Raw genomic sequence first — 26,015 nt, 5'->3', positions numbered from 1 at the left:
TGCCCGCGGGCAGAGCCTGGAAGAGACCGTACGCGCCCGAGGAGGCGTTGACGGCGTGGTAGTTCCAGCTGGACTCGTGGTTCACGATGTTGCTGAAGCACTGGAACTGACCGCTCGGCACCATCTGGGCCGCCATCGCCTGGATCTGGGCGACGGTGTACGAGGACTGGACGGAGAAGCTGGAGGCGTCACGCGTCGCGGAACGGCTGGCGACCTTCTTGGCCTCCTCGCGCTCCTTGGCTTCCTTCTCCGCCTTCTCCGCGGCCTTCTGCTTCGCGACGGCGTCGTCGGCGGCCTGCTTGCGGGCGGCTGCCTCCGCGTCCTTCTTCGCGCTCGCGTCGGCGGCGATGGCCTGGGCGTCGGCCTGCTGCGTCAGGGACGCGGTCTGCACCTGGGCCTGCTGGCCCGCAGGTATGTCAGCGAGGAGAGTCGAGTCGCTCGCCGTCGCCTCGGCATCGTTCGAGGGCTGGGCGACGCTGCCCGAGGCAACTCCGACCACGCTTCCGACAGCGGTGACCGCGGTGGCCGAAGCCACTGCGAATCCCCGGACCGAAATCCGGCTCACACGGTTTCCTTCCAGCATCGCCCGTTTAGGTGACCCTCGCGGACGCAATCGTGCCCCTCGGCGCTGGCCTCCCAACTGCGGGGTCACGGGGAGACACGGGCCCGGTGGGCAACTCCCGCTGGGGGAGCGCCGCGTGGTGCGCGGGCGGCATACGACGGCTCTATGGAGTTCTGAGGTTCCGGTGTTGCCGTACCGCTGGGGATACAGCTGTGTCGTATGCGGGGCCTGACAGGAGTGAGACTCTAGCGGGAACCCGGCTCCGCACGGCAATTCCGCGTCGCGTGTGAAAGCTCACACCCCGTTTGCCCCAACCGTTTCGAGGAAATGCCAGCGCAGCAGGACGCCGCCCGGCTAGGCTCTTTCGCCTTGCCGGACGGCGTCAACCAGTGTGTATCCACCACCCTTTGACCAGGTGGGGACAGCCCGGATCAGATCTGCCCGTCCTCCAGCATTTCGGTCACGAGTGCCGCGATCTGGGACCTCTCGGAACGATTCAGCGTGACGTGCGCGAAGAGCGGATGGCCCTTCAACTTCTCGACGACGGCGACCACTCCGTCGTACCGCCCGACGCGCAGATTGTCCCTTTGTGCCACGTCATGGGTCAGAACGACCCTCGAATTGGCGCCAATACGGGACAGAACGGTCAACAGGACGTTCCGTTCCAGGGACTGGGCCTCGTCCACGATCACGAACGCGTCGTGGAGCGAGCGGCCGCGGATGTGCGTGAGCGGCAGGACCTCCAGCATGCCGCGCGCGGTGACCTCCTCGATGACCTCGCGGCTGGTGACCGCGGAGAGCGTGTCGAAGACCGCCTGGGCCCAGGGGCTCATCTTCTCGGACTCGGAGCCGGGCAGATAGCCGAGCTCCTGCCCGCCCACCGCGTACAGCGGCCGGAAGACCATCACCTTCTGGTGCTGGCGGCGTTCGAGGACGGCCTCCAGGCCCGCGCAGAGCGCGAGCGCGGACTTGCCGGTGCCGGCCCGGCCGCCCATCGACATGATCCCGATGTCCGGATCGAGCAGCAGGTCGAGCGCGATGCGCTGCTCCGCGCTGCGGCCCTTGAGGCCGAACACCTCACGGTCGCCGCGCACGAGCCGGACGCTGCCGTCGGCGGTGACCCGGCCGAGCGCCTTGCCGCGCTCCGACTGGATCGTCAGCCCCGTGTGCACGGGCAGGTCGGCCGCTTCGGGGACATGGACGTGCCCCTCCTCGAAGAGGATGTCCACCTGCTCGCCGGACAGGGCCAGTTCAGACATCCCGGTCCAACCGGACGAGCCCGTGATGGCGAGCTCCGCGCGGTACTCCTCGGCGAGGAGACCCACGGAGGACGCCTTGATCCTGAGCGGCAGGTCCTTCGAGACGACGGTGACGTCGTATCCCTCGGCCTGCAGGTTGCGGGCGACCGCGAGGATGCGGGAGTCGTTGTCCCCCAGGCGGTACCCGCTGGGCAGGACGCTGGGGTCCGAGTGGTTGAGCTCGACGCGTACCGTCCCGCCGAGGTCCCCGACGGGGATCGGGGAGTCGAGGCGGCCGTACCGGACCCGGAACTCGTCGAGCAGGCGCAGCGCCTGCCGGGCGAAGTAGCCGAGCTCGGGATGGTGCCGCTTGGCCTCCAGCTCCGTGACCACGACGATCGGAAGCACGACTTCGTGCTCGTCGAAGCGGCTCAGGGCATTCGGGTCGGCCAGCAGGACGCTGGTGTCGAGAACATAGGTGCGCCGGTCTGGCGTGCGGCGCTTTGTGCTGGTCACCACGGAAGGACGTACCCCCTCGGATGAGGTCGGGGAGCGACGAAGGAGAGCTGGACCGGTTCCCGGCTCCGATGCACGGGCCGAAAACCGGCCCTCCGCTTCGTCCGTGCTGACCGCACGGTCGGGCTGGTGCAAAGGGCCTCCCGGGCGGGCGGCCCCGTGCCGCCCGCTGAGATACGACACCCGTGGTTCGGGCGTCGACCTGCAAGGCTTATGCCCTTCAACGAGCCAAGCCATGCCAGGGCATATGACGGCGCGTTCGTTAACTCCCGGTGACAGGCGTCCCCGCCGGGTACCCCGGACCACGCGGGGTACCCCTTTATTCAGCCTCCGTAACGGCGGTGTCGCGCCGCGTAGTCGCGCAGGGCGCGCAGGAAGTCGACCTTGCGGAAGGCCGGCCAGAAGACTTCGCAGAAGTAGTACTCGGAGTGGGCGGTCTGCCAGAGCATGAACCCGGACAGCCGCTGTTCACCGCTGGTACGGATCACCAAGTCGGGATCGGGCTGGTCACCGGTGTAGAGGTGCTTGCCGATGAGGTCGACGTCGACGCGGTCCGCGAGGTCCTCCATCGAGGTCCCCTTGTCGGCCGCGTCGAGGATCATCGAGCGCACGGCGTCGGCGATCTCCTGGCGTCCTCCGTAGCCGATGGCGACGTTGACGACTATCCCCTCGACGTGCGCGGTGGCCTCCTCGGCCTCCTTGAGGGCCGACTGCATCGGAGAGGGCAGGATGTCCCGCGTCCCGACGTGGTGCACCCGCCATCGGCCGTCGGCGGCCAGGGTGCGGACGACGCCCTCGATGATGCCGAGGAGCGGACCGAGCTCCTCCTGCGGGCGGTCGAAGTTGTCGGTGGAAAGCAGCCACAGGGTGACGACCTCGACATCGGTCTCGGAGCACCAGCCGAGGAACTCCTCGATCTTGTCTGCTCCGGCCCGATGGCCCTGGGCGGTGGTGGACCCGGCGGCCTTCGCCCAGCGGCGGTTGCCGTCCATGATGACCCCGATGTGCTTGGGCACCTGGTCGTGGTCGAGGTGGCCTTCCACCCTGCGTGCATAGAACCTGACCAGCAGACGGCGCAGGTTTTCGCGCAAGGTCACGTGTTGTCAGCCCCTCCGTGCGGATCGCGGACCGGACAGCCGCGCCCGAGCGCAGCCCCTGTCCGTATGACGGTCCCCCGGGGCGAAGCCTACCCCCGCGAAACGCGAGGGCTCCCGAGGGGCCCGTGCACCCTGGCATAGGTTCGTCCCCATGAACGACCCCACTCTGTACCGGGCCGCGACGGAACGGTACGACTCGATGGAATACCGGCGTACCGGTCACAGCGGCCTCAAGCTGCCCGCGATCTCGCTCGGCCTGTGGCACAACTTCGGCGACGACCGCTCGCTGGACTCCCAGCGCGCGATCCTGCGCCGCGCCTTCGACCTCGGTGTCACCCACTTCGACCTCGCCAACAACTACGGGCCGCCGCCCGGCTCGGCGGAACTCAACTTCGGCAGGCTGCTGAAGGAGGATTTCGCCCCCTACCGGGACGAGCTGGTCATCTCGACCAAGGCGGGCTACGACATGTGGCCCGGCCCGTACGGCGAGTGGGGCAGCCGCAAGTACCTGCTGTCCTCCCTGGACGCCTCGCTGCGGCGGATGGGCGTCGAACACGTCGACATCTTCTACTCGCACCGCTTCGACCCGGACACCCCGCTGGAGGAGACGATGGGCGCGCTCGCGTCCGCCGTCCAGCAGGGCAAGGCGCTGTACGTCGGCGTCTCCTCCTACAGCAGCGAGCAGACGGCGGAGGCGGCCCGGATCCTCACCGGCATGGGCGTCCGTCCGCTCATCCACCAGCCCTCGTACTCGATGCTCAACCGCTGGACCGAGGACGACGGCCTGCTCGACACGCTGGAGGCGGCCGGCATGGGCTGCATCTCCTTCGCGCCGCTCGCGCAGGGGATGCTGACGGGAAAGTACCTCCAGGGCGTCCCGGAGGGCTCGCGCGCCACCCAGGGCAAGTCGCTGGACCCCGGCCTGCTGAGCGACGAGGTCGTGCGCCGTCTGAACGGGCTGAACGACATCGCGGCCCGGCGCGGCCAGTCGCTCGCCCAGCTCGCGCTCAGCTGGGTGCTGCGCGACCAGCGGATGACCTCCGCCCTCATCGGCGCGTCCAGCGTGCGGCAGCTGGAGGAGAACCTGGAGGCGCTGTCGGGCCCGGAGCTCACGGACGAGGAGCTGAAGGAGATCGACACGTTCGCGGTGTCGACGCCGGGCACGAACATCTGGGCCCAGCGGCGCTGAGTCACCGAGATCCCCGCCGTACGGGGCGGTCCCGCCCGAGGGGCGCACGGGGGCGCCCGCCGGGCGGGCCGCCCCGGGCACAAAAAACGGGCCGGTCCGTGGGGGGGAGACGGACCGGCCCGAGGGGGGGTTTCCACCATAACCCTTCGTAAGTGATGCTGCGTGCATCCGCGTGCCACAACTACTCTCCGGAGTCGTCCGGCGACACCGTGACGCGCGTGGAACCATCGATTCCGGGTGTGATCATGGCCGAATCACGGCTGATTCAAAGGGAATCGCAAGGGATCAGCAGAGATCCAACGGGTCCGCACCCCGTCTCGGGATGTGGCACCGGCTCGCCCGCACGTACTCCGGGCGGGTGATCCGCGTGGCGTCCTCCCGCTTGACTCCACCGCTAACTTCGCACGCATGACCACGTTCACGACGGAGGAGACGTCCGAGCCGGTACCCCTGGAGCTCGCCACCACGGCGCGCGCCCGGCGGCGGGGACTGCTCGGGCGCCCGGGGATCGAGGGCGCGCTGCTGCTGGCACCGGCGAACTCGGTGCACACGCTGGGGATGCGGTTCGCGATCGACGTCGCCTATCTGGACCGGTCGTCGCGGGTCCTGGCGGTGCGGACGATGCGCCCGGGCCGGCTGGGGCTGCCGCGACCGCGGGCCCGGCAGGTCCTGGAGGCGGAGGCCGGGGCGATGGAGCGGTGGGGCGTACGGCGCGGCGCGCGGATCACGGTCCAGCACGCCTGACATCACGTCACGGAGCAAGGCGGCACCGCGCAGCCCCCTCCTCTGCGCGGTGCCACACGCGCAGCTTTGCTGACGCGAATTACCTTGGTCTGAACTTACGTGAGCCGAACATTCCTGGCGACAGTCACCGGATAACGATGTGGACACCCCACGCGGACCCTCCGCACACGGCACGCCCCGGCCGCCGCCCCCGCGTCCGCCATCCAGACAGACATCTCACACCGAGCACCCCCCATCGGGAGATTTTCGGTCAATCTGTTCAGGAGGGCGTGGATCATGGCTCTGAGGACCGGAGCCGGAGATCCGGGGCCGGAGATCCGGGGCCGGAGATCCGGGGCCACCGGGAGCCTGCGGGGAACCGGGCGGCCTAGGGCACCAGCGGGCGCACCTGCTCGGCCGCGAAGCGGACGAATCCCTCGGGGTCCGGCTCGTCGGCGGTGGGCTGGAGGACCACCGTGTCGGCGCCCGCCTCCCCGAGCCGCCGGACGGCCTTGGCCACGGCCTCCGCGTCGCCCGCGACCCCGCGCTCCGGGACGGCGTCCTCACCGTCGGCCTCGATCTCGGCGCGCAGCCGGGCCGCGGCGTCGGCCCCGGTGGCGGCGTGCAGATAGACGACCACCCGGTGGTGTCCTTCCGTCCGGCCCGCCGCCCGCCGCCCCTCGTCGATGAGCCGGCATGCCCTCCGCACCCCGTCGACGGTGGTCGAGGCGGTGAGGACCGTGCCGTCGGCTGCCGCACCGGCGAGGCGGAGCGTACGGGGCCCGGTGGCACCGGTGAGGACCTCGGGAGCCTCGGCGGGCGGCCAGTCGAGGGCGACGCCGTCGAGTTTCACGTACCGCCCCTCGGTGGTCACGCGTTCGCCGCGCAGCAGCGCGCGCAGGGCGTCGAGGTGCTCACGCAGCAACGTCATGGGCGACTCGGCCCGCGCCCCGACCTGGCCCATCCAGTCCTGCACCCCGTGGCCCACCGCGACGGCGGCCCGGCCCGGGAACAGCCGGTGCAGGGTGGCGGCCTCCATCGCCGTGACGGCGACGTTCCGCAGCGGGACGGGCAGCAGTCCCACGCCCACCCGCAGGCGTTCGGTCCAGGCGAGCGCCGCCGCGGCCGAGGAGATGCCCCCTTCGAGGAAGCAGTCCTCCCACAACCACAGCTCCTCGAGACCCGCCTCCTCCGCCTCGCGCGCCAGGGCACGCAGTCGCTCCGGGGGCAGTTGGGGCCTGAAGACAACACCGAGTGAGGTCATGCAGCCTTCCTACCCAGGCCGTACGCCGGGGACAACCGCTTTACGCGCCCGCGGCACCGGAGGTGTCACGCTCGTAGCGCAGGAGGGCGACGCCGTTGCCGAAGGTCCGTGACTCGACGAGACGCAGGTCGGTCGGGGCCTCGGCCTCGGGGAACAGCGGTTTGCCGGCCCCGATGAGGACGGGGTGCACGTACAGCCTGATCTCGTCGACGAGGCCCAGCCGCAGGAACTCCGCGGCGAGATCGGCGCCGCCGAGCGCGAGGTCGCCGCCCTCCTGCGCCTTCAGCGCCATGATCTCCTCGGGCACGACCTCCCGTACGACCGTGGTGTGCCCCGTGCCGCGCTCCATCGTCCGCGAGAACACCACCTTGGGCATGTTCCGCCAGATCCCGGCGAACTCGATCTCCTCCGGACCGGCGTCCGGGTTCTTGTCGGCCGTCGGCCAGTAGGAGGCCATCAGCTCGTAGGTCACGCGTCCGGACATCAGGGCGCCGAACTGCCTGATCGAGTCGTTGAAGTGCTGGTGGAGCTCGGCGTCGACCCGGTGCCAGTCGATCTCGCGGTTCGGGCCCTCGATGAATCCGTCGAGGGACACCGACATCATCAACACGATCTTCCTCATGGCGGACTCCATCGACCTCGTGCGCGACCCGTTCGTCGGGGGAATGCTGCCAGGAGGCCGGGCCCGGGAGAAGGTGACGCGCTCGTCAGGCGTCGTTCCCGTCGGCGGCACCTCTCGGGAAGGTCACCTCCACCCGGCGGTTCTTGCGGCGGCCCTGTTCCGAGGTGTTGTCGGCGATCGGATAGTCCTCGCTGTAGCCCCGCACCTCGAAGGTGATGTCCGCCTCCGCGGAGCCGAGCGCGGCGGCCAGTCGGGCGTGCACCTGCTCCGCCCGCTTCTTGGAGAGGGTCAGGCCGTGCGCGTACGAGCCGAGGTTGTCGGTGAACCCGAAGACGCGGACGGTCGTCGCGTGCTGGGCCTTGATCTCGTCGGCGATCGCCTGGATACGGGACTGGGAGTCCGAGTTGAGCTTCGAGCTGTCCTTGGGGAAGAGGACCTCCGCCTGGAGCGCGAACGTCACGTCCGAGTTGGTGTCCTCCCGGCGCTCCTCACCGCCGAGGTCCTCCACGACCGACTTGATGTCCAGCACCTTGGCGGGCGCCAGGGTCGCGCCGTCGGCGAGCTTGAGCCCCGGACTGTTGGCGTCGACGTCGGGGGGCGGGGAGGTGGTGACGCTGCCGGGCGGGGCACTCGGGTCGTCACCGTCGGCGTGCGCGGGCCCCGGGAGACCGAGGGTGATCAGCACGGCGAGGGCCGTGAACGTGGTCGCGGCGGCGCGGGGCGGGAGGGCCATGGGTCAGCCCTCGGAGATCTCGATGGAGGCGGGTGGCATGGAGCCGACCTGGAAGTCGACGGCACTGGTTCCGGCGGGGGGTGCGGGGAACTGGGCGAACCATTGGGCGGTCTCCCCTTGCCGGACGCCTCCGGTGAACTGCGTGCACAGGCAACGGCCCGAGGTGTCCCGGAGGATGAGGTACTTCTTCTTGCCCTTTTGGTCGATCAGGCCGGCGCCGGCGATGGACGCCCCGTTCTTCGACAGCTCTCGCTCGTCACCTCGCCAGTTCTCCGCGATCCAGACGCTGTCCGTGTTGTTCGTGACCGTTCCTTCGACGGTCAGGAAGCCTCCCTGGTCGCGCTTGGCCGACGTGACCGTCAGCGTGATTCCGTTCTCGCCCTTGACCTCGGCCAGCACCTGGTCCTGAGTCGCTGTCGGTGACGCCTGCTTGGCACTGTCGTCGCTTCCCTTGTCCGACTGGGAAGAGGACGAGGTCGCCTTCGGCTTGTCGCCGCCGTCTCCCCCGCCGCACCCGGACACCGTGAGGAGCAATCCGGTACTGATCGCCACCGCGGCCATGGCCCTGCGGCCCTTCATGGTGTGCCGGAGATCCATCGGTACGGCTTCCTCTCACTCGGCCAGATGCACAGAGAACAGCACGGACGCGTCAGGAAGGTCGTCCGAATTGAAATGTTCGGGATCGATGTGCACACTGCGCCCGGCACAGTCCAACTCCACGAGCTTCTTGGGATCCGCGTCGGCGGCAAAGGTGCAGCGCGGCTCGATGACCGCCGTCGCCTGTGCCTTGGCATGGCGGCTCTCCGTGCCCGGGATGATGGAAGCTCCGACCGTGTAACGGGTCTGGATCGCCACGCGATAGCCAGGAAATCCGTTCACGACGGCGAGCTGGGCCCCGCCCGTCACCGTCGAGTCGTTCTCGGCGGCCAGCCGGTCTGCGGCGGCGGACGCCCCCGTGCCATGGAACTTGTCGCCGAACTTGTTGCCGTCGAGCCAGTCCAGCCAGTGGTCGTCCGTGCCGATGGCTCCCGTCAGCCCTGTTATGAGTTCGTCGCGGGAGTCCTGTGCGGCCGCCAACGCAGCAGCGTCCGCCGCGGATTGAGCTCCATTGCGGGCGGACGCTGCTTGGGCGAAGACGAAAAAGGCGGACGCGGCGAAGAGCAGAATCCCCGTCAGCCAGATATAGATGGGGAGGGTTTGCCCTCGGTCGCTCCCCGATTCAACGGTGGTCAGCCACCGATCACGTCGTTCACCGCGTTCAGGATTGCTTTCGAGATCAACCCGTCCAGCCCCAGGCTGTCGATCAACGTGAAGATCCCCGCAATGATGATCATCAGGCCCGCGTACTCCACGAACCCCGCCCCCGCGTCCCGGTGGGCGCCCCGCGTCCGGGAGATCACCTTTCGGGTCCATGCCGTGAACCTGTTCATCAGGACTGCCCTCCCTGCCGACGCAACCAACGACCCGAGCACCGTACGTGAGAAGCCGCCTACGGCGAGTGGGCCCAGGGGCCCAACTTCGCCGGTGGGGAGTGCGGGGCGGAGTCATCGGCTCCACCCCTCGTGCGCCGTGCCCAGCCAGTGGGCGATCGCCTCGCTGCGCGAGGAACTGTGCAGCTTCGCGAAGATGCGATTGATGTGGTTCTTGACGGTCTTCTCCGTGATGAAGCAGGTGGCGGCGATCTGGCGGTTGTTCATGCCCGCCGCGATGAGGTCCATCACCTCCACCTCCCTTGCGCTCAAGCCGAACTCGGACTGATGGGCGGCATGGCGGTGAAGTCCCCCCGCCGGTGAGGGCCGAGCCCCCGAAGACTGTGCCACAGCAGATTGCAGATGCGAAGAGAAGGAGAGCGGTTGGTACGAACCTCCGAGTGAATCCGGGACAGTCGGGCGTCCGTGGCGCACCTCCCGTACGGCGGCGATCAGTTCGGCCGCCGTGAACTCTCCATGGACGAGGTAGCCGGAGGCGCCTCTACGCAGGGCTTCCGCCACGACCTCGGGTTCGCTGCTGTACGTCAGCATCATCACGGGGGCGATCGCGCACAGTCCGGGCAGTGCGGTGAGGCCGTCCGTGCCGGGCATCCGGACGTCGAGGAGGACCACGTCCGGGGTGAGGAGGGCGGCGCGATCCAGTGCCTCCGCGCCGTCCCGCGCCGTCGCGACGACCACGATGTCGGGGTGCGCGTCCAGCAGCGCGGTCAGGCCGGCCCGTACGACCGGGTTGTCGTCGGCCACGAGGACACGCAGGGATGGGCCGGGAAGTGCCTGGTCAGGCATGTGCGGCCTCCTCTTGGGAAGTGGGGGGAGCGGGAAGGGCGACCGACGGGAGCGGGAGGGTCAGCCGGACCTCGGTGCCCCCTTCGCGGGGCCGGGCCAGCGTGACGAGGCCGCCGACGCACGCGGCTCGCTCCGTCATGCCGAGCAGGCCGAAATGGCCGGATCTCGTCCAGGTGGCGAGAGCGGCGGGGGTTGTCGGGGTCGGCAGACCCACTCCGTCGTCGCGGACGAGAAGGGAGAACTGGTTTGCGGAGAGGTCGAGTTCGACCGTCACCGCGCTCGCGCCCGCGTGGCGGCGGGCGTTCTCCAGGGCCTCGGAGACGATCGCGAGGACGTGGTGGGCGGCGGTGCTGGGCAGGACCGGACGCGCGCCCCGGTGCCGTACGACCGGAGCGATGTCGGTGCGGGCCTCGAAGTCGGCCGTCATGGAGCCGAGTTCGGGAAGGAGGTCGATGTCCGGCTCGGTCAGGTCGGTGTGCCGCCGCAGGTCCGACAGCAGGGCGCGGGACTCGGCGGCGGCGAGGCGCGCGGCGTCCGCCACGACGGTCGCCTGGCGTTCGAGCTCTCCCGGGTCCGCTCCGTCCGCGGAGGCGGCCAGGGCGTCCGCGGCCAGCGCGAGGCCGTACAGCGTCTTGGCGACGGAGTCGTGCATCTCGCGTGCCAGCCGGGCCCGTTCGGACTCCACGGCCTCCGCGACGGCGAGTCTGCTGGTCGCCTCGGCCAGGGCCTGGCCTGCCGTGCCGAAGCGGAACAGCAGATTGCGCAGGGTGACTCCGATGATGCCCGCGCCGACGCAGAAGCCCGCGATGAGCAGGGTGTTGGAGCCCGCCCCCGGCCGGTGCTCCCAGGCCCTGAACACCATGAGCAGCACGGTGAGCTGGAACCCGGTGAAGACGCCCGCGCCGCGCCAGCCGTACAGCAGGCCCGAAAGGAGCGGGGTGCAGACCGTGGCGTAGGCGAGCGGGGAGGCCGGGGACGCGGTCAGGAGCAGGACCGCGCCGAAGGTGAGGTCCAGGCCCATCAGGGTCGGGTGGGCGAGGAGGCGGGGGCCGAAGCGGTCCCAGTCCCGGAGCATGGCGTAGGAGCCCATGACGCCGAGGACGGCCGCGGCGAGGACCGCGTAGCGCGGGAGGCCGCCCGTGGCGTTCGTCATCGCGAAGGGCGCGCCGACCACGATGGCCGCGAGGCGGACGGCGAAGGCCTGGCGGCACAGCGCCTGTAGGGCGTTGAGCTGGAGGCGGATGCCGCCGGGCGCGGGGACGTCGTCCGCGAGGTAGCCGGTGCCCCGTTCACGGCCGCGCGCGAGCGACGGGAACCGGTGCGCGCGGCTTCGCACGAGCCGGAGGGTCCGGCGCGACTGTTCGCGGACCGCTTGACCCCGGGCCCTCGTGAAGCTCTTCATCAGCGCCCCAGGATCGAGCCGAAGTCGGTGCCCGAGCCCAGGAACATGCCGGTGGCGATGAGGATCATCGTCGCCGGGAGCATGAACACCAGGGTGACCATCGTGGCCTTGGGGATGGTCTTGGCGGCGCGGCGGCGGGCGTTCTGGGCGTCCGTGCGGCGCATGTCGGTGGCGAGCTGGATGAGGGTCTCGGCGATCGGGGAGCCGAGTTCCTCGCCCTGCTGGAGCGCCGAGACGAACTGGGCCACCTGCTCGGAGGAGTTGCGCCTGCGGAGTTCGTCGAAGGCCTGGCGGCGGCTGACGCCCATGTCCATCTGGCGCAGGGTGATGCGCAGTTCGTCCGCCCAGGGCCCCTCGTACTTCTCCGCGACGCGGTCCAGGGCCTGGCGGAAGCCGAGGCCCGCGGAGACGACGACCGCGAGGACGTCGAGGAAGTCGGGCAGGGTGCGGTCGATGACCTCCTTGCGCTCCCGGACGGCCTGCCAGATGAGGGCGTCGGCGGCGACCAGTCCGAAGGCCAGGGTGAGCACGGCGAAGAGGAGCTGTCCGTTGGAGAGGAAGACCAGGCCGAGGACGACGCCGAAGACGCCGTAGACCGCGCGGCGGGCCGCGTAGCGGTTCAGGGTCAGACCGCCGGGGTTGCCCGCCATGTCGATGCGCCGGCGTTTGGCGTCCACGCGCCGGGGGCCCATCAGACGCAGGACGGTCGGCGCGAAGCGCATGCCGAGACGGTCGACGGCGGAGTCCGCCGCCGAGACCCGGGTGCCGCCGACCTCCAGGGCGAGCTGGAGGTCGCTGGGCAGTTCGACCTCGGAGCGGATCATCCGGACGCCCAGGAGGGCGCCCGCGACGGCCGCGCCCATCAGGACGGCGAGCAGCAGCGGAAGCATGGTGATCCCTCCCTCACACTTCGATCTTGCCGAGCCGGCGGATGACGAAGAAGCCCACGGTGTAGAGGCCGAGGGAGAGCAGGACGAGCCCCTGGCCGAGCGCGGAGCCGGTGACGCGGGCGAGGGCTCCCTCGTTCGAGGAGTTGATCAGCACCAGCGAGCCGATGCCGAGGAAGGGGACCGTGAAGGCGGTCGCGTTGACCTCGGAGAGCATGGTGCGGACCTCGCGGCGGGTCTCCTTGCGGTCCTCGAGGGTCTGGGTGAGGTTGCGCAGGGAGCTGACGACGGAGCCGCCCGCCTTGTTGGCCAGGACGAGGGTGGTGACGAGGACGATCAGCTCGCGGGAGGGAAGGCGTTCGGAGAGTTCTCCGAGGGCGTCGTCGATCGTGCGGCCCAGCATCAACTGGTCCGCCACATGGGCCAGTTCCTCGCCGGCCGGGGCCTCCAGCTCCTCCGCGGCCATGGCGAGCGCCGTGCGCAGGGCGAGGCCGGCCGCCGTCGCGTTCGCCAGCAGGCGTGCCACGTCGGGGAGTTGGTTGATGAACGCCTCGATGCGTTTCTGGCGCTGCCAGTTGAGGAAGACGGCCGCGCTCCAGGCACCGAGGAGGGCGGCGATCGGGCCGAAGAAGGGGGCCAGGGTGGCGGCGGCGATCAGCCACAGGGCGACGACCACGGCGGTCACGTAGGTGAAGAACTCGCCCGCCGTGAGGTCGAGTCCCGTGGCCGTCAGGCGCAGGTGGATCGTGCGGCCGAGGCGGGTGCGGCGCAGCCTGCGGTCGACGCCCGTGAAGCGACGCGTCCTGCCGTCCGCCGTGTGCGCCGGGCCGCCGCCGGAGAGACGGTCGAGGAGCTCCCGTCGCTGGGCGCGGCCCGAGGCGTAGGTGTGCACGCCCGCGACGGCGAGCGTGCCGCCGAGGACCGTCCCGCCGAGGGCGAGGAGCGCGGGGTCGTTCATGGCTGCCTCCCTTCGGAGGTGAGGGGCGCGGAGGAGGGCCGTGCGGGGGCCGGGGAGCCGGAGGATTCCGTGGCCGGGGACTGTGACTGTGCGGCCGGGAGTTCCATGGGCGGGGGCTCCGTGGGCAGAGGCTCCGTGGGCAGAGGCTCCGTGGGCGCGGGCTCCATGGGCGCAGGCTCCATGGGCGCAGGCTCCATGGGCGCAGGCTCCATGGGCGCAGGCTCCATGGGCGCAGGCTCCATGGGCGCAGGCTCCATGGGCGCAGGCTCCATGGGCAGGGGCTCCGTGGGCGCGGGCGTCATCCGATGGCCTGCCTCGTGTTCAGCGGGTCGATGGCCTCGGCGACGCCGAAGGCGGGCGGCAGCGGCTCGTTGGCGACGTACAGCTTCTCCGCGACCGGGCGCGGGAGCGGGAGGTGCTCGAAGTGGCCCCGCACGACGCGGTCGGGGCCGACCGGGCGGGGCACGAAGCGGGTGACGGGGGTGACGCGGAACTGTTCGCGGCCGTGCGAGACGAGCAGCGCGACCTCCGTGACCTTGCGGGAGCCGTCGGCGTGCCGGGAGAGCTGGACGACGACGTCGACGGCGGAGTTGATCTGGTCCTTGAGCGCCTCGAAGGGGATCTGGACCTCGGACATCGAGCCGAGGGTCTGCAGGCGCATGAGGGCGTCCTCGGCGGAGTTGGCGTGGACGGTGGCGAGCGAGCCGTCGTGGCCGGTCGACATGGCCTGGAGCATGTCGAGGGTCTCGCCGCCGCGGACCTCGCCGACGATGATGCGGTCGGGGCGCATGCGCAGGGAGTTGCGGACCAGGTCGCGGATGGTGATCTGGCCCTTGCCCTCCACGTTCGGGGGGCGCGATTCGAGGCGGATGACGTGCTCCTGCTGGAGCTGGAGCTCGGCGGAGTCCTCGATGGTGATGATGCGCTCGTGCGTGGGGATCAGGCCGGAGAGCGCGTTGAGCAGGGTGGTCTTGCCGCTGCCGGTGCCGCCGCTGACGATGACGTTGAAGCGGGCCCGGACGAAGGCGGCGAGCAGCATGAGCGTCTGCTCGTCGAGGGAGCCGAGGCCGATCAGTTCGGGGAGCGTGTACGCGCGGGGGAAGCGGCGGATGGTGAGGGTGGGGCCGGTCAGCGCGAGCGGCGGGATGATGACGTTGACGCGCTCGCCGGTGGGCAGGCGGGCGTCGACCATCGGGTTGGACTCGTCGACGCGGCGGTTGACCGTGGAGACGATGCGTTCGATGGTCTGCATGAGCTGCTCGTTGGAGGCGAAGCGCAGCGGCAGCTGTTCGACGCGGCCGGACCGCTCCACGAAGATCGAGTCCGGGCCGTTGACCATGATCTCGGTGATGGAGGCGTCGGCGAGGAGCGGTTCGAGGACGCCGAGTCCGAGTGCCTCGTCGACGACCCGGCGGATCAGCTGGGAGCGCTCGGCGGTCGACAGGACCGGGCCCTCGCGGCTGATGATGTGGCCGAGGACGCGTTCGAGGCGGACCCGGCGTTCGGCCGCGGCCAGGCTCGACATCTCGGCGAGGTCGATCTCCTCGAGGAGTTTGGCGCGGTAGACGGCGACGAGGTGTCCGTCCTCACGGGCGGGTCCCCCCTCGTCGGGGGTGGCGATGCGGGAACGCAGGCTCATGGTGTCGGCTCCTCCCGGTCAGTCGTCGGTGGGCATGGTGGCGTGGCGGGTGACGGGGTAACTCTTGAAGAGGGGGATGACGTTGGGGACCGTGACCGTGACCGTGGCCGTGGTGAGGTCGGACCCGGGCCCTCCTTCCAACGACACATTCGGGTCGAGCCATCCGCTCACGGCGGTCACTCCCGCCGCTCCGCCGTCGCCGCCCTGCGAGGCCGCCCGCGCGGCGGCGCGCGCCCCGGAACCGGCCTGGTTGACGCCGTAGCCGATGAGCCCGAGCTGGATGGCCGCCATCCCGACCATCAGCAGGATCGGCAGGAACCCGACGAACTCCAGGATGGAGACGCCCCGGTCGTCCCGGAGCCGGCGTGCGGGGGCGGGCGTGGATGCGGGCGCGGGTGCGTCGTGGGTCGGGGGCGTGCCGGTACATCCGTCCGTCGCCGCTGGATCAGACGTCGATGTGGTGTGAAGCGTCGGCCGATCCGGGCGTAAGCGACGGACATGTGATGTACCGGCACGCCCCCTTCCGCCGGATGCCGTCCGCGGGTGCGTCCTCATCGGGTGTTCCCCTCCAGCGTCGCGCCCGTGCTGCCCTTCGCGCGGACATGCGGCGTACCGGCACGCCCCCTTCCGCCGGATGCTGTCCGCGGGTGCGTCCTCATCGGGTGTTCCCCTCCAGCGCCGCGCCCGCCTTGCCCTTCACGTGGAAGCCCGCGTCGAAGCCGGGGAAGAACAGGGGGACGTCGACCTCGACGGTGGCCGTCATGACCGGGCCGTCCGGGCCGCAGCCGATGTCCGCGTCCTTCCAGGAGCCCGGGAGGTGCTCACTTCCGGCGGCGGAGCAGGCGCCCGACACGTCGCCGTGGACCGCGTAGGCCGCGGTGGCGGCCCGCGCGGCCTCGTCGGCCGCGTTCCCGGCCAGCGAGTACGAGTAGCCGTACAGCACGCACTGCCACAGGATCGTCATGACGACCAGCAGCAGCGGGAACATGCCGGCGAACTCGAGGGTGACCGCTCCCCGGTCGGCGTTCCGGCCGCGCAGCGAGAGCGCGCCCCGGTCCGACGCGGACGCCTTGCGGCGCCTGCCTCCGGCCCCGCCCTCCTGGGGGACCACGAGCCCCAGATCGCCGGCGAGCGTCCACAGCGCCTGCTTGACGGTCGAGCGGGCGTCCAGGTCCTGTAGCCGGCCCGCGTCGACGACCGACTGGAGTTCCTTGAAGGCGGCGGGGATCGCGGTGCGGGCGACCTTGGTGCCGGTGACCCGTTCGACGAGGGACGGCTGGATCTCCGTGCCGCGGGAGAAGCGGTTCACGACCGTGGTGGTTTCCTCCGCCTTGCGGATCTGGAGGCGGTCCCACATGCGGACCATGCGTTTGGCGGCGCGTACGGCGACGACGTCGGGGGTGACGAGCAGCAGGGCCCGGTCGGCCATCTCGACGGCCGCGGCGGTGGCCGAGTTCATCTGGGAGCCGCAGTCGACGACCACCACGTCGTGGCGGGAGCGCAGCGCGCCGAGGATCTGGCGGGCCACGCGGTCGGTGACCTCCTCGCCGCGTTCGCCCTCGGAGGGGGCCAGCAGCAGGGCGATGCCGCTGTCGTGGGTGTAGACGGCGTCCTGGAGGACGCGCGGGTTGATGTCGGTGATGGCCGCCAGGTCCGCCACCGACCGGCGGAACTGAACGTCGAGGTACGAGGCCACGTCCCCGGACTGAAGGTCCAGGTCGAGCAGGGCCACGCTGTGGCCGGAGGCCTTCGCGGCGAGGGCGAGCTGGACCGCCGTGACGGTCGCGCCGACGCCGCCCTTCGCGCCGGTCACGGTGACGACGGTGCCGCCGGGGCCCGTGTACAGCTCGGGCGCGCCGCTGTGCAGGTGGCGGCGCATTCCGGCGGACCAGGCGGCGGCGGCCTGGACGCGTTCGGCGAGGGCGTCGTAGCCGAGCGGAAGGCCGACGATGCCGCGGGCGCCGGAGTCCATGGCGGCGGTGAGGACGCCGGTGCTGGCGTCGGCGGTGATGAGGACGACACCGACCGCGGGGAAGCGCATCACCAGGTCGCGGATCAGGTCCAACGCCGGGACCGGGCCGATGCGTTCGTGGACGAGGACCACTTCGGGGAGCTCGTCGAGGGACTCGGCGGCGAGGCGCGCGAGGGTGTCGAGGAGCGCGGTCGAGTCGGGTACGGGTGGGGCGGGTTCGGTGTCGGCGAGCTGGCTCAGCAGGGTGGTGAGCGCGCGGGCCGAGTCGATGTCGCCGACGGCGGGAAGGATACGGATGGTCATCGGCGAAGCTCCTCGCTCGCGTGCCGCGCGCCGGCCCCTGTGCCCAGCGCCTCGGGAACCCGTCGCCGTGTTCCGGACCGGGGGTCCCGCGACGGCCGCGTCCACGTCGTGCGGGCCGGCCTCGTACGCGGCCCCGGACACCGCCCCGTGGGCATGGACCTCATGCGCGGCCTCCTACTTGTCCTCGTCGAGGGTGTACGTACGGTCGCCGGGCGCCACGGCCGTGTCGGAGCCGCCGGCGACCAGGGCGAGCCGGACGTGTTCGGCGAACGACTCGGCGTACGCGACGCGTTGGGCGTCGGCGGTGCCGAGCGCGAAGGTGATCGGGACGGCCTGGGCGGCGCTGTTGCGCCGGTCGGCGCTGGACTGGTCGGGCTCCAGGGCGGTGAGCTTGCCGACGTCGATGACGCGGGCGTTCTCGACGATCACCTTGGACTGGTCGTGGCCCTTGTCGTTCTCGGCCTTGAAGGTGGCGTAGATGTTGACCCGCGAGCCGGGGTCGATCTTGCCCGCGACACCGGTCGACGCGTCGATCATGATGGCGATCTCCTGCTGCCCGGCGGCCAGCTCCGGCTTGTCGACGATCATGTCGGCCTGGAGCAGGGAGCCCTTCTCCAGCCGGGTGACGGCGATCTTGCCGCGGATCCGGGAGAGGTCGGTGACGGCGGTGGACGACAGCCACCGCTCGGGCATGGAGATCTTCTCGAACTGGTCGGCCGACAGCTCCTTGTAGGGCGCGATGTCGCTCTTCAGGCGGTACGCCGTGACCTCCGGGCCGACCTTGGAGTTCACGTCGCGGATCACCGAGAGGACTCCGGCGAAGGCGCCGAGGGCGCACAGGACCGAGAGGACCAGCAGGATGACGCCGCGGCGCTGGCGCGAGTTCACTGAATCTCACCTCGTGGGGCGGTACCGGGGGGTGGACCGGGCTGTCGTTCCTGCCGGGGATCCGGGGGGTGACCTCCGGGATGATGCAGCATGTTCAGGACAACCTCGATCTACGGGGACGGCTGGGTCGGGCGGTGGTGCCTGATGTGCTGTTCGGTGGTGCCTGGTGCGCTGTTCGGTCGTGCCTGACGCGCTGTTCGGTGGTGCCTGCGCGCTGTTCCGGTGTTCCCGAGGGGTCTATGTGGCGCCTCGGGGCAGAGCGGCGCGCACCGGAGAGGCTGCCCGGACGGTGGTGGCCGAAAGCTCCTCGGCGGAAGGCTGCGCCAGCGGGGCGGCGCAGAACCCGCACCGGTCACCGATGAGTTCGAGGCCGCACCAGCGGCACGTGTCCCGCCGGACGGACGAGACGAGCTGGTAGAGGACCGAGACGTCGTACAGTCCGGCGGCGAACTCGACGAGCCGGTTCGTACCCCACCAGCGGACCGATTCCCCGGGCAGCGGGACGGTCGCGGCGCCCTGGACCTGCCAGGCGGGCGCGAGGGTCGAGGTGACCCAGTCGGAGGGCGGCTGTCCGGCGGCCGAGAGCAGCCGGGTCCCGAACTCCGGTCCCGGCAGCTCCTCCTGGCCGACGCGGATCAGCTCGGCCCGCGGATTGGCGAGTACGGCGAACTGGGCTCCCGGCACCCACGACTTGGCGTGCGACTTCAGGGAGACCGGGACCCGGTCGAGCTTGGCCACCGAGCCGAGCAGGGCGCCGGCGTAGATGTAGTGGGCGAGCAGCCGGGCGGAGGAGGCGAGCACGCCGGGGCTGAAGTCGCAGACCGACAGCTGACGTAACTGCTGGGCCAGCAGGGCGATCCCGAGCGGCGGCAGGTCGATGCCGAGCAGTGCGATGCGGTCGCTTTCCAGGACGGAGCGGACGGTGTGCAGCCGCCGGGTGACGGCGCTCTCGGCACTGGAGGAGTAGAGGGAGACGACGTACCCGTGCTGTTCGATGAGCGCGTGCATCCCGGTGAGGGATTCCTCCAGGGTGCCGAGTGGCTGGACGACCGCCGGCGGGGTCCCCCGGTCGTGCGGCGGGAGCACCAGATCGGGACTGGTGACGGCTATCGCGGTCGGCACGCTGCACACACCCCGTTCGCTGCGGCGGGGTGGTCAACCGCCGCCTCAGATCGCCCCTTTGTCGTCATGGAGCGTCACGGACGTTTCCCGTACGGCCGTGGATCGCCACTGTGACGCCCTCTTGCATCAGCACCATATCCACGGCATGGCCCGCTCAACACAGAATCTCCGAGATCATCTCACCGAAGGTGCGGGCGTGATCAACGGAGAGTGAGCCGCCTCAAAACAACTGGGCGCTCCCATAAGGGACTTGGTGTGACGCGGGGCTTGACAACCAGATTGGTCTGGACCAACTTGTATCCACCGGCGGTGGCCACCGTTCCGTTCCCCCTCCCCTCCCCCACCTCTCCCTGGAGGACCCAGTGGACCGCGTCACCCGTATGCCCGGACGGAGATGGGCGGGAGCCCTCGCCGCCGCCGTCACCGCGTCCGTCCTCTCCCTCACCGGTCTGGCCGGCCAGGCCCAGGCCGCCGACGTCAACAACGTGAAGAACGCCGGTTTCGAGTCCGGGCTGAGCAACTGGACCTGTTCGGCGGGCAGCGGCACGACGGTCTCCTCGCCGGTGCACGGCGGCGCGGCCGCGCTGAAGGCCACGCCCGCGGGGCAGGACTTCGCCCAGTGCTCGCAGTCCGTCGCCGTGAAGCCCAACTCGACGTACACGCTGAGCGCCTGGGTGCAGGGGTCCTACACCTACCTCGGGGTGAGCGGCACGGGGACGACGGACGTCTCGACCTGGACGCCCAACACCACCTGGACGCAGCTGACGACCACCTTCACCACCGGCGCCTCGACGACGTCGGTGTCGGTCTGGTCGCACGGCTGGTACGGACAGCCCGCCTACCTCGCCGACGACTTCTCGGTGTTCGGCCCCGACGGCGGCGGTGGCGGCGACCCGGCCCCGACGGTCCCCGCGACCCCCGGTGGCCTCGCGGTCTCCGGCACGACCTCCTCGTCCGTCTCCCTGGCCTGGAACACCGTGTCGGGCGCGACCGGCTACAACGTGTACCAGGGCGGCTCCAAGGTCCAGTCGGTGAGCGGGACCTCCGCGACCGTCTCGGGGCTCAGCGCCTCCACGGCGTACTCGTTCCAGGTCAGCGCGACCAACTCGGCCGGTGAGTCGGCGAAGTCCTCGGCCGTGACCGGGACGACGGCCGCGACCGGCGGTGGCGGGGGCGGCACCGTGCCCGCGCACGCCGTGACGGGCTACTGGCAGAACTTCAACAACGGCGCGACCGTACAGAAGCTCTCCGCCGTGCAGTCGCAGTACGACATCATCGCCGTCGCCTTCGCCGACGCCACGAGCACGCCGGGCGCGGTGAGCTTCACGCTCGACTCGGCCGGGCTCGGCGGCTACACCGTCGACCAGTTCAAGGCCGACATCAAGGCCAAGCAGGCCGCGGGCAAGAAGGTCATCATCTCCATCGGCGGCCAGAACGGCACCGTCTCGGTGAGCGACTCCGCCTCGGCCACGAACTTCGCCAACTCCGTCTACTCCCTGATGCAGACGTACGGCTTCGACGGCGTCGACATCGACCTGGAGAACGGTCTCAACGCGACCTACATGTCCCAGGCGCTGCGGTCCCTGTCCGCGAAGGCGGGCTCGTCCCTGGTCATCACCATGGCCCCGCAGACCATCGACATGCAGTCCACGTCGAACTCCTACTTCCAGACGGCGCTGAACATCAAGGACATCCTCACCGTCGTCAACATGCAGTACTACAACAGCGGCTCGATGCTCGGCTGCGACGGCAAGGTCTACTCGCAGGGCTCGGTCGACTTCCTGACGGCGCTCGCCTGCATCCAGCTCCAGGGCGGCCTCGACGCGTCCCAGGTCGGCCTCGGCCTCCCCGCCTCCACCAGCGGCGCGGGCAGCGGCTACGTCTCCCCGACGGTCGTGAACAACGCCCTCGACTGCCTGACCAAGCTCACCAACTGCGGTTCGTTCAAGCCCTCCAAGGCCTACCCGGGCCTGCGCGGCGCGATGACCTGGTCGACGAACTGGGACGCCTCGGCGGGCAACGCCTGGTCGAACGCGGTGGGCCCGCACGTGCACGCCCTGTAGCCCTCCCACCGCTCCCTTCCCCGGCGGTCCCCCTTCCGGCCCCGTTCGCCGCAGTCGCGGCGAACGGGGCCGGTGCCGTCCCGGGCGGCCGATTCCCGCCGACGGCCCTTTGTCGTCCCTTGACCTGCTCATGTCATAACCCCCACCATGAGCGCCACACCCGCACCAGGCACGTCACCTTGAGCCACCCCCCGGCTCCGCTCCCCCACAATTCCGGAGATCCCGGAATTTCCGGAGAACCAAGGAGACTCCATGCGAATTCGCCCACGTGGCAGCGCCGATGGCAAGGGCAGAGGCGGTCGGCGCACCGCCGCCCTCGCGGTCCTCGCGGCGCTCGCCCTCGCGGCTCCCCTGACCGCCACCGCCACCGACGCCACGGCGAGCGGGGCCACGGCCCTCAAGCCGTCGTCCGACGACATCAGGCAGTACGAGATCCACCAGAGCTCGAACTCCGCCTCCCGCACGGAGATCCAGCGGTCGGGCGTCACGGTGGACGAGGCCGACGAGGAGACCGTCGTCGTCTCCGGCCGCGCGGACCAGATCGCCACGCTGCGCCGGCAGGGCTACGACGTCACGCCGCTGGGCTCGGCGCCCGACCGCTCCTCCGCGGCCGACGACGTACGCCTCTTCGACTTCCCGACGGCGGACGCGAAGTACCACAACTACGCCGAGATGAACGCCGAGATCGACCAGCGGCTCGCCGCCTACCCGAGCATCATGAGCAAGCGGGTGATCGGAAAGTCCTACCAGGGCCGGGACATCGTCGCCATCAAGGTCAGCGACAACGTGGCCACCGACGAGAGCGAGCCCGAGGTCCTGCTGACCTTCCACCAGCACGCCCGCGAGCACCTCACCGTGGAGATGGCGCTGTACCTGCTGCGCGAGCTCGGGGCCGGCTACGGCAGCGACTCCCGGGTCACGAACATGGTGAACAACCGTGAGATCTGGATCGTCCCGGACCTCAACCCGGACGGCGGCGAGTACGACATCGCGAGCGGCTCCTACCGCTCCTGGCGCAAGAACCGCCAGCCCAACTCCGGCTCCTCGTACGTCGGCACGGACCTCAACCGGAACTGGAACTACAAGTGGGGCTGCTGCGGCGGCTCCTCGTCCTCCAAGTCCTCCGAGACCTACCGCGGCGCGTCGGCCGAGTCGGCGCCCGAGGTGAAGGTGGTCGCGGACTTCGTGCGCGGCCGGGTCGTCGGCGGCAAGCAGCAGATCACCGCCGGGATCGACTTCCACACCTACAGCGAACTCGTGCTGTGGCCGTTCGGGTACACCACCGCCGACACCGCCACCGGAATGACCGCGGACGACGCCGCCGCCTTCAAGGCGATCGGGCAGAAGATGGCCGCCAGCAACGGGTACACGGCAGAGCAGGCCAGCGACCTGTACATCACGGACGGCTCGATCGACGACTACCTCTGGGGCACCCAGAAGATCTTCGACTACACCTTCGAGATGTACCCGACGTCCAGCTCCGGCGGCGGCTTCTACCCGCCCGACGAGGTCATCGAGCGGGAGACCTCCCGCAACCGGGACGCGGTGCTCCAGCTCCTGGAGAACGCCGACTGCATGTACCGGTCCATCGGCAAGGCGGCCCAGTACTGCTCCTAGGCCGCGACGCCCCGGCCGCGCCGGCCGGTGACCGGGGATCCGCGCGCCCTTCCTGACCGGGCGCGCGGATCCCCTTGCCGCTTACGGCTTCTCGGCCTCGGCCTCGCCGTCCTCGTCGCTCTTGCCGTCCTCGTCGTCCTTGCTCAAGCCCTTGCCCTCGGGCTCGGCCTTCGCCTCGGACTCGACCCCGGCTGCCGTCTCGGCCTCGGCCTCCGCCCCGGCGCCGTCCTCGTCGTCCTCGAAGTAGGCGTCCAGGACGGCGTCGAGCTGCTCCTCCCACTCCTTGAAGCGGGCTCGGGCGTTCGCCTCGATCTCTATCGGGTACCAACGGCGCTCCGGCGTGTGCACCGTGACGGTGAACCGCTTGCCGAAACGCGGCGTCTCCGTCTCGACGGCGCCGATCTCGTCCCAGCGGAACTCCGCCTCCTGGTCGTCCAGGCGCAGCACGACGCCGCTGTGGTCGGCCCTGATCGAGGCGCGCCGGTCGGACGCCTCGAAGACGGGACCGTCGGGGGCGGGGGCCGCTTCCTCCTCGGAGTCGGCCTCGTCCGGGACCTCGGCGGCGGACGCCTCGTCGGACGCCGCGTCGTCGGACGGGGCATCGTCGGAGACGGTCTCCGCGGAGACCGTCTCCTCGGTCTCCGCGACCGCGTCCTTCGGCTCCGCCGGCACGGGTGACGTAAGCCCGGGGATGTACGCCGGGTTCACCGCGGCGGCGTCCAGGGGCTGGCTCTTCGAACCTATGCGCTGCTCCACAGCGGGAAGTATGGTCGAAGATCCTGTGCGGGGCACAGTCGGCCTCGAATTGGCGATGCCACTGTTACACGAAGAGACTCATCACGGCGGCCACGGCGAACCCGGCGACGGACAGCACCGACTCCAGGACGGTCCAGGTCCTGAGGGTGTCGCGCTCGCTGATGCCGAAGTACTTGGCCACCATCCAGAAACCGCCGTCGTTGACGTGCGAGGCGAAGATCGAACCCGCCGAGATCGCCATGATGACCAGGGCGACGAAGGCCTGGGAGTGATGGCCCTCGGTGAGCAGCGGCGCGACGATGCCGGCGGTGGTGACGATCGCGACCGTCGCCGACCCCTGGGCGACCCGCAGGACCAGGGAGATCAGATAGGCCAGGACGATCACCGGGAGGCCGACGTCGGCGAAGGTGTCCGACAGCGCCTGGGCGACCCCGCTGGCCTTCAGCACGGCGCCGAAGATCCCGCCCGCGCCGACCACGAGCAGGATGTTGCCGACCGGCTTGAGGGACGAAGTCGACACGGTCTCCAGGGACTTGCGGGACCAGCCGCGCCGGATGCCGAGCAGGTAGTAGGCGAGGAGCAGGGCGATGGTGAGCGCGACGAACGGACTGCCGAAGAACTCGACCACCGAGCGGAGGGTGGAGGGGTCGAGGGCGACCGAGGAGAAGGTGGCCGCGAGGATGAGCACCAGCGGCGTGCCGATGATGCCGAGGACCGTGGCGAGCGACACCGGCTTCTCCTGGGTGCCGGCCCCGTCCGCCGGGCCGTCGGCCCCACCCGGCGAAGAGGAGTCCGACGAGGAGGCGCCCGGTGAGGAGGCGTCCGCCGAGTGGGCGTCCGGTGTGGGAGCTCCCGCACGGCGCTGTTCCTCGATGACGGCCCGTCTGGCCTCGGCCGCCGCCTCGACCATGTCCTGCGGTACGGGGACGAAGATGCGCCTGCCGATCCAGGCCGACCAGACCCAGGCCGCCAGCACGGCGGGGAGGCCGCAGACGACGCCCATGAGGATCACCCAGCCGAGCTGGACGTGCAGCAGTCCCGCGGCGGCGACCGGACCGGGGTGCGGCGGCAGGAAGGCGTGGGTCATCGACAGACCGGCGAGCAGCGGCAGACAGTAGAGGAGGATCGACTTGCGCATGGGGGTCCCCCCTGAACCGGAGCTTGTCGGAGGTTCTTGGGGGATTTTGGCGGCGGCGTAGACGATCGGCGCGAGGACGAAGATGCCGACGTCGAAGAAGACCGGGATGCCGAAGATCAGGCCGGTCAGGCCCATGGCGAGCGGGGCCCGCTTCTCCCCGAAGAGGCCGAGCAGACGGGAGGCCAGCACCTCGGCGCCACCGCTGACCTCGAGGATGGCCCCGAGCATCGTGCCGAGGCCGATGATGATCGCGACATGGCCGAGGATGCCGCCCATGCCGGTCTCGACGACCGACACCGCGGTGGACCGCTGGACCGTGCCGAACAGTTCCGTGACCGGGAGTCCGGCGGCGAGGCCGACGGCTATGGAGACGGCGAGCAGGGCGACGAACGGCTGGAGCCTGACCTTGATGATCAGGAAGAGGAGGAGCGCGATGCCGAGGGCGGCGACCGTGAGCAGTCCGGCCGTGCCGTCGAGGAGGAGCAGGAGACCACCGGTGTGGGGTGGTGCCTCCGGGGCCGGGGCTGTCGCTGCGAGCGGGTACGACGACATGTCGGGGAGCCTCTTTCTCGTCGGTCCGTGGGGGCTTTCGGGCAGGGCGGATCGCGGTGCGGCACCCCGGGGTGAGCGGGTGCCGCACCGTGACGTCGTACGGTGTGCGGGAGTTGCGCGGATCGCGCGGGAGTCGTCCGGGCACGGGCCCGGAGGGGACGTCAGCCGAGGACGGCGAGTACGTCGATCTCGACGAGGAGTCCGGCCGGCAGGCCGACGTAGACCGTCGTGCGGGCGGCGGGGGGCGCGGTGAGGCCCTGCTCCTCGAAGTACTGGTCGTAGATCTCGTTCATCTCGGCGAAGTGGCCGGTGTCCGTGAGGTAGACGCGGATCATCATCGCGTCGTCCCAGCCCGAGCCGCCCTCCTCGAGGACGGCCTTGACGTTGGCGAGCGTCTGGAGGGTCTGCTCGCGCAGGGTCGGGCCCGCGGGCGTCGGGGGCCTGCCCTCCTCGGCGGGCAGGAAGCCGACCTGTCCGGCGACCTGGAGGATGTTCCCC

25 protein-coding genes are annotated in these 26,015 nt (G+C 70.5%); 4 read left to right on the top strand and 21 right to left on the bottom strand.

Annotation, left to right across the window (positions count from 1 at the left end; translation table 11 throughout):
* The 3 genes from CW362_RS35250 to CW362_RS35240 form a co-directional block, all read right to left on the bottom strand.
* Positions 1-565, bottom strand: a 565-nt coding sequence (locus CW362_RS35250) for an aggregation-promoting factor C-terminal-like domain-containing protein (protein WP_206301149.1), incomplete at its 3' end; no start/stop codon positions are given.
* Positions 566-993: 428 nt separating this feature from the next.
* Complete coding sequence (locus tag CW362_RS35245) at positions 994-2,319, bottom strand: PhoH family protein (protein ID WP_103553687.1); 1,326 nt, start codon at positions 2,317-2,319, stop codon at positions 994-996.
* A 320-nt stretch (positions 2,320-2,639) separates the two neighbouring features.
* Complete coding sequence (locus tag CW362_RS35240; protein ID WP_103553686.1) at positions 2,640-3,413, bottom strand: isoprenyl transferase; 774 nt, start codon at positions 3,411-3,413, stop codon at positions 2,640-2,642.
* A 151-nt stretch (positions 3,414-3,564) separates the two neighbouring features.
* On the opposite strand from CW362_RS35240, the gene mgrA reads away from it, so the two are divergent.
* Positions 3,565-4,602, top strand: a complete 1,038-nt coding sequence (gene mgrA / locus CW362_RS35235) for an L-glyceraldehyde 3-phosphate reductase (RefSeq protein ID WP_103553685.1) — start codon at positions 3,565-3,567, stop codon at positions 4,600-4,602.
* A gap of 408 nt (positions 4,603-5,010) precedes the next feature.
* Positions 5,011-5,346, top strand: a complete 336-nt coding sequence (locus tag CW362_RS35230) for a DUF192 domain-containing protein (protein ID WP_103553684.1) — start codon at positions 5,011-5,013, stop codon at positions 5,344-5,346.
* Between the two features lie 367 nt (positions 5,347-5,713).
* Here CW362_RS35230 and CW362_RS35225 read toward each other — a convergent pair whose 3' ends face one another.
* The 15 genes from CW362_RS35225 to CW362_RS35150 form a co-directional block, all read right to left on the bottom strand.
* On the bottom strand, positions 5,714-6,589 hold the full coding sequence (locus CW362_RS35225) for an LLM class flavin-dependent oxidoreductase (protein WP_103553683.1): 876 nt from the start codon (positions 6,587-6,589) through the stop codon (positions 5,714-5,716).
* Between the two features lie 40 nt (positions 6,590-6,629).
* Positions 6,630-7,211 carry a dihydrofolate reductase family protein gene (locus tag CW362_RS35220; RefSeq protein ID WP_103553682.1) on the bottom strand — a complete coding sequence of 194 codons (582 nt, stop codon included), beginning with the start codon at positions 7,209-7,211 and terminating at the stop codon, positions 6,630-6,632.
* A gap of 85 nt (positions 7,212-7,296) precedes the next feature.
* The gene (locus CW362_RS35215) at positions 7,297-7,944 is read right to left on the bottom strand and encodes an OmpA family protein (protein WP_103553681.1); all 648 of its coding nucleotides are present in this window, start codon (positions 7,942-7,944) and stop codon (positions 7,297-7,299) included.
* A gap of 3 nt (positions 7,945-7,947) precedes the next feature.
* Positions 7,948-8,541: a hypothetical protein gene (locus CW362_RS35210; RefSeq protein ID WP_103553680.1), complete on the bottom strand. Its 594-nt coding sequence runs from the start codon at positions 8,539-8,541 to the stop codon at positions 7,948-7,950.
* Positions 8,542-8,556: 15 nt separating this feature from the next.
* Positions 8,557-9,177, bottom strand: coding sequence for a pilus assembly protein TadG-related protein (locus CW362_RS35205; protein ID WP_206301150.1), 621 nt, complete (start codon positions 9,175-9,177; stop codon positions 8,557-8,559).
* A complete protein-coding gene (locus CW362_RS35200; protein ID WP_103553679.1) occupies positions 9,174-9,374 on the bottom strand; it encodes a hypothetical protein in 201 nt (66 codons plus the stop codon). The genes CW362_RS35205 and CW362_RS35200 overlap by 4 nt, the downstream gene beginning before the upstream one ends.
* A 114-nt stretch (positions 9,375-9,488) precedes the next feature.
* Complete coding sequence (locus tag CW362_RS35195; protein ID WP_103553678.1) at positions 9,489-10,220, bottom strand: response regulator; 732 nt, start codon at positions 10,218-10,220, stop codon at positions 9,489-9,491.
* Positions 10,213-11,556, bottom strand: coding sequence for a sensor histidine kinase (locus CW362_RS35190; RefSeq protein WP_240658198.1), 1,344 nt, complete (start codon positions 11,554-11,556; stop codon positions 10,213-10,215). Before CW362_RS35190 ends, CW362_RS35195 begins: the two co-directional genes overlap by 8 nt.
* Before the next feature lie 65 nt (positions 11,557-11,621).
* Entirely contained in the window at positions 11,622-12,512 is an 891-nt protein-coding gene (locus tag CW362_RS35185; protein ID WP_103553676.1) for a DUF5936 domain-containing protein, read from the bottom strand.
* Between the two features lie 13 nt (positions 12,513-12,525).
* Positions 12,526-13,467: a type II secretion system F family protein gene (locus CW362_RS35180; RefSeq protein WP_103553675.1), complete on the bottom strand. Its 942-nt coding sequence runs from the start codon at positions 13,465-13,467 to the stop codon at positions 12,526-12,528.
* Between the two features lie 298 nt (positions 13,468-13,765).
* Complete coding sequence (locus CW362_RS35170) at positions 13,766-15,106, bottom strand: TadA family conjugal transfer-associated ATPase (RefSeq protein ID WP_103553673.1); 1,341 nt, start codon at positions 15,104-15,106, stop codon at positions 13,766-13,768.
* 18 nt (positions 15,107-15,124) lie between these two features.
* On the bottom strand, positions 15,125-15,397 hold the full coding sequence (locus tag CW362_RS44970; protein WP_240658197.1) for a hypothetical protein: 273 nt from the start codon (positions 15,395-15,397) through the stop codon (positions 15,125-15,127).
* Positions 15,398-15,761: 364 nt separating this feature from the next.
* Positions 15,762-17,381, bottom strand: coding sequence for a CpaE/TadZ family protein (locus CW362_RS35160; RefSeq protein ID WP_103553671.1), 1,620 nt, complete (start codon positions 17,379-17,381; stop codon positions 15,762-15,764).
* A 174-nt stretch (positions 17,382-17,555) separates the two neighbouring features.
* Complete coding sequence (gene cpaB / locus CW362_RS35155) at positions 17,556-18,269, bottom strand: Flp pilus assembly protein CpaB (protein ID WP_103553670.1); 714 nt, start codon at positions 18,267-18,269, stop codon at positions 17,556-17,558.
* Between the two features lie 237 nt (positions 18,270-18,506).
* Positions 18,507-19,391, bottom strand: coding sequence for a hypothetical protein (locus CW362_RS35150; RefSeq protein WP_103553689.1), 885 nt, complete (start codon positions 19,389-19,391; stop codon positions 18,507-18,509).
* A gap of 380 nt (positions 19,392-19,771) precedes the next feature.
* Here CW362_RS35150 and CW362_RS35145 point away from each other — a divergent pair, with 380 nt between their 5' ends.
* Together CW362_RS35145 and CW362_RS35140 are read left to right on the top strand one after the other, a co-directional pair.
* Complete coding sequence (locus tag CW362_RS35145; protein WP_103553688.1) at positions 19,772-21,454, top strand: chitinase; 1,683 nt, start codon at positions 19,772-19,774, stop codon at positions 21,452-21,454.
* Positions 21,455-21,706: 252 nt separating this feature from the next.
* Positions 21,707-23,071, top strand: coding sequence for a M14 family metallopeptidase (locus tag CW362_RS35140; protein ID WP_103553669.1), 1,365 nt, complete (start codon positions 21,707-21,709; stop codon positions 23,069-23,071).
* Between the two features lie 81 nt (positions 23,072-23,152).
* On the opposite strand, the gene CW362_RS35135 is transcribed toward CW362_RS35140, so the two are convergent.
* The 3 genes from CW362_RS35135 to CW362_RS35125 all read right to left on the bottom strand — a co-directional run.
* Positions 23,153-23,827 (bottom strand): hypothetical protein, encoded by a 675-nt coding sequence (locus tag CW362_RS35135; protein ID WP_103553668.1) that lies wholly within the window; start codon positions 23,825-23,827, stop codon positions 23,153-23,155.
* A 64-nt stretch (positions 23,828-23,891) separates the two neighbouring features.
* Positions 23,892-25,517, bottom strand: coding sequence for a GntP family permease (locus CW362_RS35130; protein WP_103553667.1), 1,626 nt, complete (start codon positions 25,515-25,517; stop codon positions 23,892-23,894).
* A gap of 161 nt (positions 25,518-25,678) precedes the next feature.
* Positions 25,679-26,015: RidA family protein (locus CW362_RS35125; RefSeq protein ID WP_103553666.1), on the bottom strand; the 337-nt coding region annotated here is incomplete at its 5' end.

Source organism: Streptomyces populi (assembly GCF_002911015.1).
GTDB lineage: Bacteria > Actinomycetota > Actinomycetes > Streptomycetales > Streptomycetaceae > Streptomyces > Streptomyces populi.
The sequence above is the reverse complement of the archived record's forward strand: the minus strand, read 5'-3'. Positions and strand labels throughout refer to the sequence as shown.